Origin of the sequence: Citrobacter sp. Cpo091 (assembly GCF_030332645.1) — a bacterium.
Lineage (GTDB): Bacteria > Pseudomonadota > Gammaproteobacteria > Enterobacterales > Enterobacteriaceae > Citrobacter > Citrobacter portucalensis.
Genome location: NZ_JAOWHL010000036.1, coordinates 1 through 17,216 on the forward strand (window position 1 = coordinate 1; position 17,216 = coordinate 17,216).

General features: G+C 49.7%; 8 protein-coding genes. 3 read left to right on the forward strand and 5 right to left on the reverse strand.

Annotation, left to right across the window (positions count from 1 at the left end):
* The first annotated feature begins 11 nt into the window (after positions 1-11).
* Both OGY04_RS14060 and OGY04_RS14065 read left to right on the forward strand, forming a co-directional pair.
* Complete coding sequence (locus OGY04_RS14060; RefSeq protein WP_286585530.1) at positions 12-7,307, forward strand: Ig-like domain-containing protein; 7,296 nt, start codon at positions 12-14, stop codon at positions 7,305-7,307.
* Between the two features lie 62 nt (positions 7,308-7,369).
* Positions 7,370-7,645 carry a hypothetical protein gene (locus OGY04_RS14065; protein ID WP_048236656.1) on the forward strand — a complete coding sequence of 92 codons (276 nt, stop codon included), beginning with the start codon at positions 7,370-7,372 and terminating at the stop codon, positions 7,643-7,645.
* Positions 7,646-7,722: 77 nt separating this feature from the next.
* On the opposite strand, the gene OGY04_RS14070 is transcribed toward OGY04_RS14065, so the two are convergent.
* The 5 genes from OGY04_RS14070 to OGY04_RS14090 are packed head-to-tail and all read right to left on the reverse strand — an operon-like array spanning position 7,723 to position 14,356.
* On the reverse strand, positions 7,723-9,657 hold the full coding sequence (locus OGY04_RS14070; RefSeq protein ID WP_286585428.1) for a bifunctional diguanylate cyclase/phosphodiesterase: 1,935 nt from the start codon (positions 9,655-9,657) through the stop codon (positions 7,723-7,725).
* Positions 9,658-9,666: 9 nt separating this feature from the next.
* Positions 9,667-10,359: a cysteine protease LapG gene (gene lapG, locus OGY04_RS14075; RefSeq protein ID WP_071446384.1), complete on the reverse strand. Its 693-nt coding sequence runs from the start codon at positions 10,357-10,359 to the stop codon at positions 9,667-9,669.
* A 2-nt stretch (positions 10,360-10,361) separates the two neighbouring features.
* Positions 10,362-11,231, reverse strand: a complete 870-nt coding sequence (locus OGY04_RS14080; protein ID WP_225280790.1) for a transporter substrate-binding domain-containing protein — start codon at positions 11,229-11,231, stop codon at positions 10,362-10,364.
* Between the two features lie 7 nt (positions 11,232-11,238).
* A complete protein-coding gene (locus OGY04_RS14085) occupies positions 11,239-12,171 on the reverse strand; it encodes an amino acid ABC transporter substrate-binding protein (RefSeq protein WP_032941732.1) in 933 nt (310 codons plus the stop codon).
* Complete coding sequence (locus OGY04_RS14090) at positions 12,164-14,356, reverse strand: putative bifunctional diguanylate cyclase/phosphodiesterase (protein WP_003825843.1); 2,193 nt, start codon at positions 14,354-14,356, stop codon at positions 12,164-12,166. The genes OGY04_RS14085 and OGY04_RS14090 overlap by 8 nt, the downstream gene beginning before the upstream one ends.
* 610 nt (positions 14,357-14,966) lie before the next feature.
* Between OGY04_RS14090 and OGY04_RS14095 the strand changes: the two genes are divergently transcribed.
* Entirely contained in the window at positions 14,967-17,177 is a 2,211-nt protein-coding gene (locus OGY04_RS14095) for a sensor domain-containing phosphodiesterase (protein WP_008785653.1), read from the forward strand.
* Positions 17,178-17,216: the final 39 nt, after the last annotated feature.

Here is a 17,216-nt window from a genome sequence, read left to right on the forward strand (position 1 = left end):
ACACGGTACATATCGACACCGTCGCGAACGACAATGTGGTCAACGCCATTGAAAACCGCATGACCACGCTGATAAGCGGCGTGGCAGGCGGCGATGCCAAAGCGGGGGATACCGTTACCGTCAGTGTACAGGGGCAGAATTTTACCGGAACGGTGGTCGAGGATAACGGCGAACTGCGCTACGAAGTGGCGGTGCCGGTCGGCACGCTGAAGGAAGGTAAAAATGCGGTGGTGGTGACGCTGGTCAGCCACGATGCGGTGGGTAACGAAGTGACCGCGCTGGCGCACCGTACCGTGGTGCTGGACATTAAAGCGCATAACACCGTCAATATTCATGATGTCACTGCCGATAACACCCTGAACTTTACTGAGCTGTCGGCGGCGAAGCAGGTGATTACCGGAAACGTTCGCGGGGAAGACGCGAAAGCGGGCGACCCGGTGCTGGTAGAGATTAACGGCTACCAGTATCACGGCCAGGTGATTGATACCGGGAAAAATACCCTCGGTTATCGCATCGAGGTGGATTCGAGCGCGTTCTCTGACAACGTCGGTCATGTGCTGAAAGAGGCGACGGTCCATGTCAGCGTCACCTCCCACGATGCGGCGGGCAACCTGGCGATCGCCACCAGCGACCACAACGTGCATATCGATAACTTCGCGGAAAACACGGTACATATCGACACCGTCGCGAACGACAATGTGGTCAACGCCATTGAAAACCGCATGACCACGCTGATAAGCGGCATGGCAGGCGGCGATGCCAAAGCGGGGGATGCCGTTACCGTCAGTGTACAGGGGCAGAATTTTACCGGAACGGTGGTCGATGATAACGGCGAACTGCGCTACGAAGTGGCAGTGCCGGTTGGCACGCTGAAGGAAGGTAAAAATGCGGTGGTGGTGACGCTGGTCAGCCACGATGCGGTGGGTAACGAAGTGACCGCACTGGCGCACCGTACCGTGGTACTGGATACCAAAGCGCATAACAACGTCAATATTCATGATGTCACCGCCGATAACACCCTGAATTTCACGGAGCTGTCGGCGGCGAAGCAGACGATTACCGGTTTTGTTGGCGGTGAGGATGCGAAGGTCAACGATCCTGTCTTACTGGAGATAAATGGCCATCAGTACAGCGGTAAGGTGGTTGATTTTGGCCGCGGTAAGCTGGGTTATAGCATCGATGTAGATTCTTCAGCATTTGCTGATAACAGCGGCCATGTTCTGACGAATGTGAAAATTACCGCGATGGTCACATCTCATGACGCAGCGGGAAACCTGGCGATCGCGACTGATTCCCATAAAGTTCATATCGATAACTACGCGGAAAACACCATTAAGATTGACGCAGTGGCGACGGACAATGTGGTGAACGCCAATGAAAACCGGATGCCGACGATTATTAGCATCGTAGCCGGTGGTGATGCCCGGGAGGGTGATGCGGTAACTATCAGGGTTCGTGGACAAGACTTTGACGGCAAGGTGATCAACGATAACGGTCAGTTACGCTATGAAGTGGTTCTGCCGCATGGAACCTTGCATGAAGGAAAGAACGCGGTGGTCGCGACGCTGGTCAGCCATGACGCGCTGGGCAATGAAGTGACCAGTGAGTCGCACCGTATTATCACTCTTGATACTCATGCGCAAAACACCATCTCGCTAGATAACATTGCTACAGACAATGTTATCAATTACCAGGAACTGTCCGCGGCGACACAGCGCGTTACCGGCATCGTTGATGGTGAAGATGCGAAGGTCGGCGATCCCATTCAACTGGAAGTTAATGGTCATCAGTACGATAGCCGGGTCATTGACCTTGGTAACGGGCATCTGGGTTACAGCATTGATGTGGACTCATCGGCCTTTGCGAACAATAGCGTCCATGTGTTGACGGATGTCGATGTGCACGTCACTGTCACCTCGCATGATGTGGCGGGTAACCTTGCCATCGCTACCGATAGCCATAAAGTTCATATTGATAACTTTGCCAAAAACGTGGTGACGACGAATATCGTCGCGTCGGATGATGTGGTGAACGCCATTGAAAACCGCATGCCGACGCTGATTAGCGGTATCGCAAAAGGCCTGGATGCCAAAGCGGGCGATGTGGTTACCGTCCACGTACAGGGGCAAACACAGGACTTTAGCGGCACGGTGGTTAACGATCACGGCGTTCTGCGCTACGAAGTGTTTGTTCCAACAGGTGTTTTGCAGGAAGGCAGCAACGACGTGATGGTGACGCTGGTCAGTCACGATGCAGCGGGCAATAAGGCGGTGGCGGTGGAGCATCGAACCGTTACGCTGGATACCCAGGCGCAAAGTACTGTCACTATTGATAGCGTCACTGATGACGACAAACTTAACCATCTTGAGCTGGATACGCCGATGCAGCTCATCAGCGGTAAGGTGGGTGGTGACGCGCAGATTGGCGATGCGGTGATCGTAGAAATCAATCACCAGACGTTTAACGGCAAGGTGATTGATCTTGGAGGCGGTCATTTAGGCTATCAGGTCCCGGTCAACTCAACGGCGTTCAGCGATAACAAAGGCAACCAGGATAAAAATGTGACCGTGAGTGTCACGGTTATCTCCCACGATGCGGTGGAAAATGAGGTCATTACCACCGCAACCCATGATGTACATATTGATAACCATGCCGCGGCTAAAATCACCGTTGATACGGTGGCGGGCGATGACAAGTTGAACGGCGCAGAAGCCGCGAAACACCTCACTGAGATCATGGGGACGGTTTCGGGCGATGTGCATGTAGGGACTAAAGTTCAGGTTATCGTCAACGGCCATACTTACGACACAACTGTTCAGCGACTCCCGGAACATAATAATGCGCTGGGATATAAGCTGGACGTTCTGAGCCGCGATCTGGTCAAAGACCCGCATATCGTTGCTCGCGTTGTCGGCGAAGATAATGTGCATAATTTCCAGACAGCGGAAATAACGCACGACCTGGTGGTTGATTTACATGCTAAGGCAATGCTGACGATCGATCCCGTTACTGGCGATAACATGGTCAATGGCGATGAATCAAAACAACCATTCACGTATATAACTGGGAAAGTGGCTGGGGATGTTCATGTAAATGACGTCGTTTATCTCACCGTTAATGGTCACGTCCTGACGGGAAAAGTGCATGATGTGGGGGGCGGGGTTCTCGGCTACAGCATTAAAGTCAGCACCGCAGACCTGATCTCCGATCCGCATTTAACCGCGACGGTGAGCACTACCGATGGTGCGGGCAACCCAGCCACGGCCAATGCAGAAACCACCGTTATTATCGATACCCGTGTGGATGCGCAGATAACCATTGATGCCGTGACGCCGGATAATACGCTGAACTTTGCTGAGCAAATGCATGGCTATACGATAGTGAGCGGTACGGTGAGCGGTGAAGTTCATCCTGGCGATCCGTTCACCATGACCATCAACGGCCACAACTATTCCGGCGTGGTGGAGGATCGCGGTAATCAGCAGATGGGCTTCCACGTTCCCGTTGCTACGGCCGATTTGGTTGTCAGCCCGCATATTGAAGTCTCAATGGATGTGACGGATGCTGCGAAGAACCATGCAAAGATTGTCGCGCACCATGATGTTAATCTGGATGCGGAAGCCCTGGCCTCAATCACCATCGATCCGGTAACGGGCGACAATATATTGAATAAGATTGAATTGGGGCAAACGACGACAGTTGTCAGCGGTACAGTCGGTGGCGATGCGAAAATTGATGATGTGGTGCACCTGAATATTGGTGGCCATATGGTTGATGCTATAGTGGTGGACCTGCCGAATCTGGGAACGTTGGGTTACTCCATCAAGGTGGATACGCATTGGCTGCAAAACGATCCGCATATTACTGCAACAATCACCACTACCGATGCGGCGGGTAATAACGCGACGGCAGATGCGCACAGTACCGTGGTCATTGATGAAAAGATTGACGCGATTGTGCATATTGATCCGATTGTCACCGATAGCGGTGATGAGGTGATTAACCACGACGAGGCCCTGAAGCAGCAAACGACGGTTACGGGGACGGTAGGCGGGGATGTCAAAATCGGTGATATGGTTGAACTGACCATCAACCATCAGACCTATTTTGCGCGGGTGGAAAATCAAAACGGTCAGCATGTATTCAGTACAAAGGTTTCGACCTTAGATCTGCTCATGGATCCGAATATTCATGCTGAAGTAACGGCTAAAGACGACGCAGGTAACATCGCGCGTGGGTACGATGATATGCCGGTGCTGGTTGATACCGTTGCTGATGCCGGGATAACGATTGATTCTGCTGTTTCCGAGGGCAACCAAGCCTTGGATCCCGGAAGCCGCCCCGAATTCGTCACGGTAACGGGACATGTTGCTCCAGATGCACAGTCTGGCGATGTGGTTACGGTCGATGTCGGCGGTAGCCAACTGCAAACAAATGTGATCACTCTGCCGGATGGAAAGCTGGGTTACACGTTTAATGTTGTTTCAGGGGGCTGGCATGATGACGGTAATATCACGGTATCCATCACCACACATGATGATCATGGCAATACAGCAACTGCGGTAGAACATAAGTTTATTGACCTTCCGTGGTTAGGCAATATCGCTATTCCAGCCAACACTCCTTATGGTATGCACAACCCGCCGACAACACCGGACACCGGAACCACACAACCTCACCAACCGACCGTGCATCTCACCGTTGATCAAGTGGCGGGCGATGACGTTCTCAACCACGATGAAGCGCAAAAAGGAACGACGGCAATTCGTGGTCTGGTCACCGGCGACGTTCAGGCCGGGGACGATGTTATTGTCACCATAAATCATGTGCAGTACACAGGGCACGTCATGACTATCCCAACGATGCCGGGACAACTGGCATACGAAGTGGATGTGCCGACGAGTGAACTGCAGGCGCATCCAACGTTTGATGTCTCCATCAAGGCGGGAACAGCGACAGATTCGGTGCAGAAAACCATCACTGTCGATACGGATAACCTGCTGCAGATAACGATGGATAAGGTTGCTGGTGATGATGTTATCAATGCTGCCGAGGCGCAAAGCGGTAAAACCACTATCAGCGGTACGGTCAGCGGTGAAGGGATCCATGACGGCAGCGTGGTGAGCCTGCAGGTCAATGGCAATACGCTGACTGCGGTAGTGCATGATGATAAACACGGTCACTTGAGCTGGTCGAAAGAGGTCAGTATTAACGATCTGCACAATAACCCGGATATTGTCGCGACGGTAACGGCGACAGATGATCACGGCAACCAGGGAAGTGCCTCTGCCAGCAGCCATATTGTGGTTGATCTGATTGCTGAAGCTGGCGTCACAATAGATAAAATTGCCAATGACAATATATTGAATAAGCTTGAATCACAGCCGCGTAAAATGACTGTGACCGGTTCGGTATCAGGAGATGTCCATCCTGGGGACAGTGTGATGCTGAAGGTAAACGGACACGATTATTCGGCAACAGTTGATGCTAATAAACACTATTCTGTTGATATCGATATGCATGATTTATTAGCTGACACCGCTATTGTTGCGAAAGTAACCGGATACGACGATCACGGTAACCTTCAACCGGGCAGCTTCACTCAAAACTATAAGATTGATACAACAACAACTGGCAGCATTACCATCAATACCGTCGGCGGTGACGATATTATCAATGCCGATGAAGTGGCGGCCGGTACCGTCGAGGTCAGCGGTAGAGTTGATGGGGATGTACATGTCGGCGATAAAGTTTCAGTGACGGTCGATGGCGTAACAGTCGATACGACAGTTATTGAGCTACCGCATATGAATGGTCAACTGGGTTACACAACGCTGGTGAGTACGACCGGGCTGCAAAATAATCCAACTATTCATGTCAGCGTGGAAGGGCAGGATTCGGCGTTGAACCCAATGCGCGCCGAGAACGACAAAACGGTCACTATCGACACGCAACTGAATGCCACCATTATGCTGGATGATGTGACGGCAGACGACGTGCTGAATAATGTAGAAACGCAGCAAGCGAAAACCATCATCAGCGGTTATGTGACGGGAGATGTAGACTTTGGCGATCAGGTGACTGTCACGGTTAACGGTAAAGATCTGGTTGCCTATGTGAAAGACAGCGGTGGTCGCAAGGTGTTCAGCGTTGAGGCCAGTACGGCCGACCTGCTCCACGATCAAAATATTACCGCACATGTCATCGCCCACGATGATTCCGGCAACCATGGAAGAATCGATACCAGTAAGATCATCACCATCGACAGAACCGCTGCGGGAACGATGGATATTGATAATGTCACCCAAGATAACGTGCTTAATCATCAGGAACTCCAGGGAGCGACGGTGAGGGTAACCGGGCCTCTTGGCGGTGATGTGGATGTGTGGGATTCGATCAAATTAAAAATTGGCGGTCAGGAGTTTACCGGTTCGGTAGATACGCTGAGCAATGGCGATCGGGTCTGGCATGTTGATGTGGACAGTCATGTCATGGAAGTGAACACCACATTTTCGGTTGAGGTTAAAGGGCATGATGCGCCGGGCAACCCGTATTCAAAGACAACTTCCCACAGCTATTCGGTTGATCAACAGGCAGACGCCACGCTTATCGTAGATAAGGTTACCGGCGATAACCATATTTCACGTGCCGAATCACAGGATGCCGTCACGCATATTACCGGCAGCGTGAGCGGTGATGTGAATGATGGCGATCATATTAAAGCGCTGGTAAATGGTCATCAGTACGATGCCATTCTTCATCAGGGCATTAATGGGTTGACCTATGACATTGAGGCCGATACCTCCGCATTCCGTGCCGGTCATAACCGCGTGAACGTATTGGTCGAGGCGCATGATAACCACGGTAATATTACGCCTTATAGCCAAACGTTGAACGTGACGATGGACGAGCCTGCACCAGTGAAAGGGCATACGGTGGATAAAGGGAATCATGCTGCGATACAGCATGCGCTGCATAACCTGTTCGACGATAACGCATTATCTCTGTCTTATGCACCAGCAGCGACCGGACACGGTCAGGCGACAGCGGTGCTCAGTGCTGACGATAAGGCGAAGGGCGTGCTCGAAAAAGTCGATCTCAGCGATCTGGCGCGTGAACTGCATGAAGGCGTGGATATTGCGAAGTACATTCAAAGCGGCGGCGATCATCACCTGATCGCCAGTCCGGCAAAAGTGGCGCATGGAATAGATACCGCGCTGTCTACTCCGGCAAGCGGCGATCTGCATTCTCCGACCTACTCGTTGGATCACCTGATTGCTAAACCCGATCAAAACCACACTCACTAACGATTGCCTGCTGCCCTGTGTAAACAGGGCAGCAGCATCATGCAAAATGAAAAGGCACTGATATGAACTCTGATTCATCTGCTGCAAACGTGCAGACAGAAGGCGTGGCAAAAAGTCCTGAAAATGACAACCAGCAGGCTTTAGCGATGCTGCAAAAAAGCGACCTGGAGATGGTTCGCGTGCTCGACGATTTGATTTACCTGTTGATCCGTAAAGGCGTGATTGCTATTACCGATCTTCCAGCGATGGCGCAGGTTAAATTAATGAATCGCGCGAACGCGCGCCAGGAACTTGGCGGGTTAGAACAACTGCTTGGCAACGATGATCGTATATTTTAGCTGATGCAGGCAGTTTGTAGGCCGGATAAGCGCAGCGCTATCCGGCTATACAAAGGCGTATCAAGACGCCAGTTTTATCACAATGGTGCGGGCTCACCTAATAATTGCCCCATTGCACCATCAATCCCTAATTCTTGCAGCACCATAAGCTCACCTTTCGTTTCAACACGTTCAGCAATGAGCGGCAAATCAATACTGCGCGTGGCACTGCACAATACTTCAATAAATAACCGTTTATCGTTTTCTTCATTAATATTGCGGATATAGCTGCTGTCGATTTTCAGATAGGCAAGACCCCATTGCGACAGATGACCGATCATATCGAAACGGCTACCGAAGTGTTGCAGTCCCAGCGCGCAGCGATGCTGACCTACGGCTTTAACAAATGCCGCCATCTGATGGGGGCCTGGTAACTGATTTTCATCCAGTTCCAGAATCAGTTTGCTGGCTAATTTCGGTGAGTACCGTAACGGATTGAGCAGGTCTGCAATGGCGGTTGCGCTGGCGACAGAACTGCCAGAAATACTCAACGCTAGTTTTCCGGGCGCGGTTTTCAACTGGTTCAATGTGAGCTTCAACATGACTTTATCGAGGCGATGACTCCAGCCAAAGCGGTGGATCCAGGGCAGGAACCGTCCCGCGGTAATGGCGTTACCCTGCTCATCAAAAATGCGCGACAGCACCTTGTAATGCAGGATTTTGTCCGGCTGGCGGCAATCGACTACCGGCTGATAAACCAGCTGGAACTGTTGATTTGTCAGCGCATGCTCCAGGCGAACAAACCACAAATGCTGATCTTCTGTACTCGCAGGAACTTCAGTGGTGGGAACCACCTGATGGTCGGTGTGTGTTTCCGCTTCAACCAGCAGGCGATCGGCCTGGATCAGCAATGATTGAGCATTATCTCCGGCGCTAAACGGCACCATGCTGGTATAGGCCACCGGCTGTTGGTCTGACATTCCGGTGGCGTAAAAGGCTGTCAGTTTTTGGCACAGCGAATTGCACAAATCCAACATCTCACCATGTGTGACGCCAGGGCAGAGTAGGGCGAACTCACCGCCGCGAATGCGGGCAAGCGTGCTGTCGAGAGGGGCATACTTTTCTCTGTGCGCGTTCAGCAGGTTGGCGATGTTGAGCAACAGCTTATCAGTATGCGGTCCGCCAAAGCGCTGATTCAGACCGCCTAAATCCTGAACGCGGACCAGCATCAGATATCCCGGTGCGGTATCGGCATCGCTTAACCGCGCCTGGAGCTGCATATCGAAAGCCCGGCGATTGGCAATTCCGGTTTGGCTGTCGAGATAAGCTTCATTATGCAGGCGCTCGCTATAGATAGCTTGTTCTTCAAATAACGATTTAAGCTTTGCGGCCATTAAATTCATGGCGCCTACAACGCGGCGTAATTCCGGCGTTTTGGGTAACTCGTGGAGCGTCAGAAACTCGCGACGAGTAATAGCTTCGGATTGTTTTGCCATGTAATTGAGTGGGCGCAGCAGTTTGCGCAGCAGCAGAATACCGGCGATTAAGCTGGCGAGGCTACAGGACAGCATCCACAGCAGGTTGCCTAAGGTATTGTCCCACAGACGCTGCACGGCAAAGATAGGATCGCTGGTCACTTCCACGCGAGCTGCCTGCTGCCAGCCGCGCATAATCGTTGCTTCACCGGTTTGCGGGGTGACATCCACCAGATCGACGAACCAACCGGGAACGTTGGGAATTGTCGCTACCGCGCTACGCTCAAGCATTATTTTGCCGTTTGCCAGATCGACGATGCGGATTTTTTTGTAGTAACCGCTATCGAAAATGGAGCTGACCATCAGCTCGATCATTGCCGGGTCGTTGACGTTGGGCGTTAGCGAAACGCCTAGCGCCGTTGCGGCATCCTGGGCATGTGAAAGGAGTTGGTTATTGGACTGATTGCGAGAACTCTCCAGCGTCACAATAAAATTGCCGCTGAACACAACCATCATAAAGAGAGAGATTGCCAGAAGTAACTGTTTAAAAAGAGACACGGGCGATTCCTATTTATCCATCGGGAAGCCTTCTTCCCGCATTTTGGTGAAAACTTGCTGCCAGCGAGAAAGCCTCTTGCTGTCCCCAACGCGTTTATTGTTTTGATTGCCGGGAAGCCAAAGGCCGGTGTTGTTAAAGGAGTAGACGGGTAATAGATCCATGCGCTGCGTCGCAGGAGAAATAGTGCTGGTCAGACTGTCGAGTACCAGAGGAATCGCCTCAGGGGTGGCGTACCAGGTCAGCACCATATGCGCGCGGTTTAAACGCAGGGCTTTAACATAGGTGATGCGAAGTTTGTCTTCTGATACTCCCAACTGGCGGAGGGTGAAATATTTGGCGATCGCGTAGTCTTCACAATCTGCCTCACCCTTGCGCAGCGACTCGATAGGGGTTGCCCAGTAATCGACGTTATGCCAGACATCAATGTCTTCGGTATAGCGGATCTTATCGTTAAAGAATTGATTTACAGCGCGTAATTGCGTTTGCTCGTCAGCATTACGCAACTGGAGCAGAAGCTGTTGCCAGGCGTGGATCCGTTGCTGCGCTTCTGGCGTTGCCGGGCCATAAAGCGCATCGGATTTTTGTTGAATATTGGCAAAATCCCAGGCCGCGCGCAGCGAATGGACTGACAGCAATAGCAGCAGCGCCCCGGGGATTTTCCACAGGCGTAGCAGGCGGTGGCGTAAGCAGCGGCGGATAATGTTCAATGGCTATGCTGGCAACTGCCCGGTGACGGGTTTTTCAGCTTTTCGCAGGACCAGGGGGACAACCACTTTTTACGTAATTGCACGTTGGCCGGCGAGGCAAAAAAATCTTTCAGCGTACTGTCAACAAACGTCACAAACTGCGGATCGTTTTTCCTCATCATAATGGCATAGTGCATCTCATTGCCGATGCTCTCAGAAGAGACGCTGAACAGTTCAGGTTGCTCGCTATGATTAATCAGCGGCCAGGCCAGAATGTCATCGACAAAGAAAGCGGCGGATTCATTATGCGCCATTTTCTCAAATGCGCCGTTTATAGTGGTGGTGGTAATCGTTGAAATATTAAGGTGTTGCTCTCTGTTGGCTTTATTAAATTCCAGCAAATCTTTAGAGCTACCGGTCAGACTTACCGTGCGTCCTTTTAGATCGGCAATTGAATTTATATTATTTTTACGCAAAGAGATGATGCGCATTTTCGCGGTGTAGTAGTTGAGCGAAAATGAAACGCTGGAGGTCCGCTCCGGTGCGTTAGTATTTACACCACAGTCCATATCTATTTTCCGTGTGTTTAATGCGGAGAAGCGTTCTGCAAAATTCACGGGAATATAATGAATGGTTAAGCTGTTGAGCTTCAAATACTGGCGCAACTTATCGGCAATCATGTTACATACCGCGATGGTATAACCCGTGACTTTGCCATTGTGGTCAGTAAAAGAAAACGGTGGCAGCTGGCGATAACCCACGTTGAGCACGCTGCTGTTCTGAATATGATCGAGCGTCGCGGCGTTCTGCTGCGCCATCAGCGCGGGGGTGATACCGATGCCTGCCAGTAAAAACAGCCATTGCACTATGCGGTTCACCCTTGTCATCTCACGATTAATTATATTTTTCATAATCAAAACTGATCTTCTTTTTAGCAGACGTTAATGCTTTCAGGTTATCTGACATGGGAATGTTTAAATTAATGGCTTTCGGCGGGATCGGTGACTGAAACCATTTATTATACAGCGCAGTAAATTCGTTGCTGGCCATCAGCGAGGAGAGAGTGCCATCAACAAATTCTTTAAATTCTTTATCGTGTAACGGGAGTAACAAGCCGGCCGGTAGCGGGGCGCTGAGCGCAATGTCGGAAAGTTTATAGTCTCCAGGATTAGGCGTTTGCGCGATCATCCCTTTGAGTAAAACCGTACTGGAGATCAGTGCAGAATACTCACCATTCTTCAGTTCATTGAAGGCGGTAATGTTGTTGGTATCGAGTTGAATATTAATATCCAGGTCATTGGCGGCATTCACTTTTTGCAGTTGCTCAACGTAAATCGTGCCGCTTTTTACCAGTACGCTATGTCCGGAAAGCTCTGCCAGATTGTCGTTGCTTTCATTTTTACGCATGACGAAGCGGGTACTTGAAAAATAAAACGGCAGCGAGAACTCGCTAATGCTGTGGCGACTTTTCGAATAAAAGGCCGGGATACACATGATGTCTGCCATGTGATTTTTAATCAGGACAAACTGCGATGCCGAGTTAGCTTTTACCCACTCAACCTTCAGGTTTTTAAGCTGAAGTTTTGTCTTGAGCGCGCTGACGATACTGTTGCAAATATCAATGGAATAGCCGGCAGGTACGTTGCCATTCTGCCAGGAGAAAGGAAACGCATCATCCTGATAACCAAGGGTAATGCTTTTCTTGCTGGCGATTTGCTCCAGCGTGTGCAACGGCAGGGCTGAGCCTGCTAAGCATGGCGTTGCTGAAACAATTAACAGGGCAAAAATCGTCAGCATGCGCTTTACCGGGCGAAAGAAGTCAGACATTGCACAGTCCTTCTTCAATGACCTCTTTGGCAAATGCGGAAAGCACTTCACGCTCGCGCAGCGGATAGCTAAAGAAATAGCCTTGCACATTCTGGCACTCAATGTCGCGCAGAATGTCACGCTGCTGCGCGGTTTCTACCCCTTCAGCGGTGACCGACATATTGTACTTATGGGCAAACTGAATCAGCATCACAATCAAATACTGACTGGCATTATCTTGCTGAAGCTTGTCGACCAGCGTGCGCGCAATCTTGATGCGAGTGAAAGGATAGATCAGCAGATAATCCAGTGCCGCGTAGCCGGTGCCTAAATCATCCATCGCGATTTCAATGCCCAGAGAGCGAATCTCTTGCAGCACGGGTAAGGCAATCGACTTATCCAGCTTTTCGGATTCAGTAATTTCTATTTCAAGGCGCTCGGCTGAAAGTTGACTGATGCGTAACGCATCTTTGATAACGTCAACCAGCCCCGGACTGTGCAGCTGGTAGGCCGATATATTGACGGCTACCCTGATACGTTCCGGCCATTTGGCAGCGGCTTCACAGGACTGACGAATAATCCATTCGCCCAAACGGACAATCAGACCGGAGTTCTCGGCGATGTTGATAAAATAATCAGGGTAAATCAGACCCTTGGTGGGATGATTCCAGCGTATCAGCGATTCGTAGCCATATACGCTTTCATCTTCCAGATTGATGATCGGCTGGTAATGAAGCTCGAATTCCTTGTTATCAATACCATCGATGATTTCCTGATTAATAAACAGACTGTGGGTATGCTTCATCACCATGCCGTCTTCGAAGAAATGGAAGCAACCCCGGCCATGATGTTTTGAGGCGTACATGGCAAGGTCGGCATTGATCATCAACGTCGAGGTATTATTGCCCTGATACGGCGCGGTGGTGATACCGATACTGCAGCTGATGGAAAAAGTATGCGTGCTCCAGGTAAACGGGGTGCTCAGCGCACGAATAATCCGCTTCGCCAGCCGATTCGCTTCTTTGATGGCGTTATCGCTGACATGTTGCAGAATGGCGAATTCATCACCGCCCAGACGCGCTGCGATATCGTTAGGTCCCAGCAAGAGCTGCAGGCGCTGGGCAACGCTGATTAACAGCTCATCGCCCGCTTTATGACCAAAGGTGTCGTTTACTGGTTTGAAGTTGTCGAGGTCAATCAACAGCAGGTTAAATGGTTTTTCGTCCTGATGGATTTCACTGACGCGTTTATCTAACGCCTGGCCAAACGAAACGCGGTTGGGCAATCCGGTCAGTGAATCATGATGGGCCATATGCTCCATCTTTTGCGACATTTCATGCATTCGTTGCAGATAGCCGCGTTCTTTCATGGCGACGCGCAATTTTTCAATCGCCCCGGCCAGATGTCCAATCTCATCGTCCTGATCAAGATAGGGCGTTATACAGTCCGTCTCTTCATGGGCGATGCGGGTAAGGGAGTTAATCAGCAGCGGAACCGGACGGAATAAACGGCGCATAAACATCGTGACCAGTGCCAGCGTTACCAGCAAAATCAGGACAAAAATGATACTGCTTTTTTTCAGCATCGCATCGTAGGTGGCGTAGAGATCGCTTTTTTTTCCAATGCTGCTAATCAGGCTACCGAGGATCTCACCTGAAGGCGTCAAAATAGGAACTGCGCTGATAAAGCACTCTTCGCCATTAATCTGGGCGAAGCCAACATAGTAGTTACCCAGCACATCGCGCGGCAGACGACCGGGGAAAGAGATGATCCCATCACCCTCTTCTGACTTGTTGTTGATGCCAACAAACCCTTTCTCCGGCGTATACAGAAACAACCAGGTGGGGCTATGCGTCTGTACTGATGCCAGTGCCAGAACGTCAACCGGGTTATAACCGGTTTGCATAATAGAGTCGGTGTCACCAATCTGTCTGTCGGAGACAATGCGGGATATCTGCCCTGCATCGCTGGTTTCGACCGAAACGGTGGTATACACGTTGCGGATGATGTAGGTCATAATCTGTGCATTCGCTTCAGCCCGCTGTACCCACTGCTGATAAGAAAAGTTATCTATCAGGCTCCAGTTGGTAAACGCGCCAGCACTAAACGCAATAACGATACCCGCCAGCAAGAATTGCGTTATTTTGCCAGTGATTGAATGTTGCCACCCTTTTATTGCTTTAAGGGAAAACAGAGACTTTGCCACGGATTATGTTAATTCCTGAAAAGATTATTCGATACTAAAATTAATTTCTGTTATTACTTGATGGAATATTATTGTTGCAAATAAGTAGATGAAAGATGTGAAACGTAATGACGTAACAAATAACTAACATTGAACCATGGTGAGTAATGACAAAAATAACGGTATGCGAATATAGATAACGCTGCTCTTTTCGTCAATAGGCAAAAGTGTACATAAAAATACATTTTCTGAATGCCCCTTTCAGGATATTAATGTTGACATTCATGGTGCTTGAGAAGATTTTTTATACGTACTGGTTGGAGGTGTTGGGAAACTGACAAAGGCTTTTTTGTTTTTTACTAAACATCAATGAATTAGCAGTTTTTTGGACAGGCATTTTAGCGATTTCATCCTCACCGGATGTCCATTTTTGTCTATAAATGGGTATTTATTTCCTGATTTGATATGAATAACATGCTCTCTTCATTATAGAACCTTATTTTATTTTCTCAGTGCGCGGTCAATGTTGACAATTTTGCTATGGTTCATCGGCTGACCCAAAAGGATTTGTTTGTGACATTCGAGTCTGGATTAAAGTCCTATTGGTATAGTGCATAGCGGATAAATTGATTTGGACGCAATAATAAATTCAAACACGATAAAAAACATTCGGGAATGGTGCCTGCCACTTGTCTTACCTGGCCTTTTTTACCCGCTGGCACAATATCTTAACGGTTATAGCATTCTCAATAATACTATTTTAACAGTTTACGATCTCAAGCTAGCCGTATTTTCTGCCGCATTGGTCTTGTTCGGTTTTCGGGTGTTGCCGGGGTTTCTTCTGTTCCTGACGGTCATGTTTGTGGTCGGTCCGCAAAATGAACGGGTAGATGCGTTGTGCCTGATCATCGCGTCGACCTTAAGTTATGCCGCGTACCGCAAATTCACCGGCAGACGCAGCTGCGTTAGCTTTGGTCGCATCAAAATTAGCTTTAATCGTCTGCTCTGGCTTTGTGGCTACAACGTCCTGCTGTATCTGGTGTTCAGCAAACTCTTTGCAATGTTTGTCGCCCACGGACAACGTCCCGATGTGGATAACATTCCGGCGTTGAGTCTGGGCATGCTGGTACGTATTCAGGGGATCATCAACGGTTGCCTGACGGGGATCCCTTTATTTTACAAGATTTACCGCATCATTCGTCGACCGTCTTTCCTGCTGACCTTTCTGCGGGCCATTGCCGAACAGTGTAAAGGCAATATCGGTGTCTACGGCGTTATATCCTGGTGCATCTTGCTGTTTTTTCTGATGTTCTTCTTAACATCACCGGATAATTTGGATGTTTTTTTCTCTATCTATAGCCTGATCCTGTTATTTCCGTTGATGTTGTGGGGAGCAATCAAGATTGGCCACTTGTTCACAATGCTGGTGTGGACGATCGTATTAATCATCTTAGGCAAACATAACGACAGCTATATCGCCAGCGATGTTAACTTCATGCTGCATCAGGCGCTGGTTTCGACGTTGATCTTTGTCTTTTCACTCACCATTGTGATCATGGGGGTACTGGCAAAATTTACCCGTCAGCGCTTTAACCAGGCGCTGCTGCTGGGGCTGACTGACCCGATGACAGGCATGGCAAATTTACGGGCGCTGAAGACGGAGCTATTTACCACTGAACGCGCGACTGTATGTCTGATACAGATCCCCGAGCTGGAGCTTTTTTCGCGTCGTTATGGTTTTCATTTCCGCGCCCGCTACCAGAAGATCCTTGCTGAGCATTTGCGCAGACATCTGGTGAAAAGCGAGAAAGTCTATTACCACGCGGGTTATGATCTGCTCATCCGGCTGGAAAATGGCACCTGGGAGCGGCTATGCGATCTGTATCAGGCCGCCAACAGTTTTCGTCTCTTTTACAACAACCATCGGTTGGGTTTTCGCAGTGGTTTGGGCTATTGCCTGATTAACGATCTAAGTGATGACATTTATCAGCTGGTGGGGAAACTGGGCATGGTGGCGGGTTTATCACTCACCAACGGCAGGCCGGAAAACCTTGAGGCGCAGCATAGCCGGATCCTTGGCAACCACATTGTTGATAAAACGGAAATTCGCACTGCGCTGCAAAATGCGCTGGATAACAATGCGTTTGTCCTGATGGCACAGCCAATAGTTAGTACCCACGGTGAAGCGCCGTATCATGAAATATTGATCCGTATGCTTAACGAACGGGGAGAATTTATTCCACCGAACAGTTTCCTGCCGGTTGCTCATGATGCGGGGCTGGCACCGGATATCGATCTCTGGGTTATCGAAAATACCCTCAAATTTATGCGTAACCACCCGCAGCATTGTTTTTCTATTAACCTGGCACCGGTGACGGTGTGTCGTTCAAATATTGTCATGAAGATCACCCAACTCCTGCACGACTACGCGGTGGAGCCACAGCGGATTATTTTTGAAATAACGGAAGCAGATACGTTATCAGACAAAGAACAAACCGTGGAAACGCTACGTTTAATACGTCAGCTGGGATGTCGGGTGGCAATTGATGACTTTGGCACCGGGTTTGCGAGTCATGCGCGCTTGATGAATATCGAAGCAGATATCCTGAAAATAGATGGCTCTTTTATTCGACGGATCACCGAAAGTGAAATTAGTTACTACATCGTTGAGTCATTCTGCCGCGTTGCTGAAATGAAAAAAATGCAGGTGGTCGCTGAATTTGTCGAGAACGCCACTATTCAGGCCTGTCTGGAAAAAATGAATGTGGGCTGGTTACAGGGATATCACATTGGCAAACCTACGCCGCTGTTCACGCTCGAATCACAGGGCGCTAGCTCCTGATGACCAAAAAAAGAGTAATTTCTTCTCAGGTAGAGAATA

What these genes read in the sequence shown, in the direction of transcription:
- OGY04_RS14085 (WP_032941732.1), bottom strand. Translation starts at nt 12,171, where the DNA reads ATGTCTGACTTCTTTCGCCCGGTAAAGCGCATGCTGACGATTTTTGCC.
- OGY04_RS14080 (WP_225280790.1), bottom strand. Translation starts at nt 11,231, where the DNA reads ATGACAAGGGTGAACCGCATAGTGCAATGGCTGTTTTTACTGGCAGGC.
- OGY04_RS14065 (WP_048236656.1), top strand. Translation starts at nt 7,370, where the DNA reads ATGAACTCTGATTCATCTGCTGCAAACGTGCAGACAGAAGGCGTGGCA.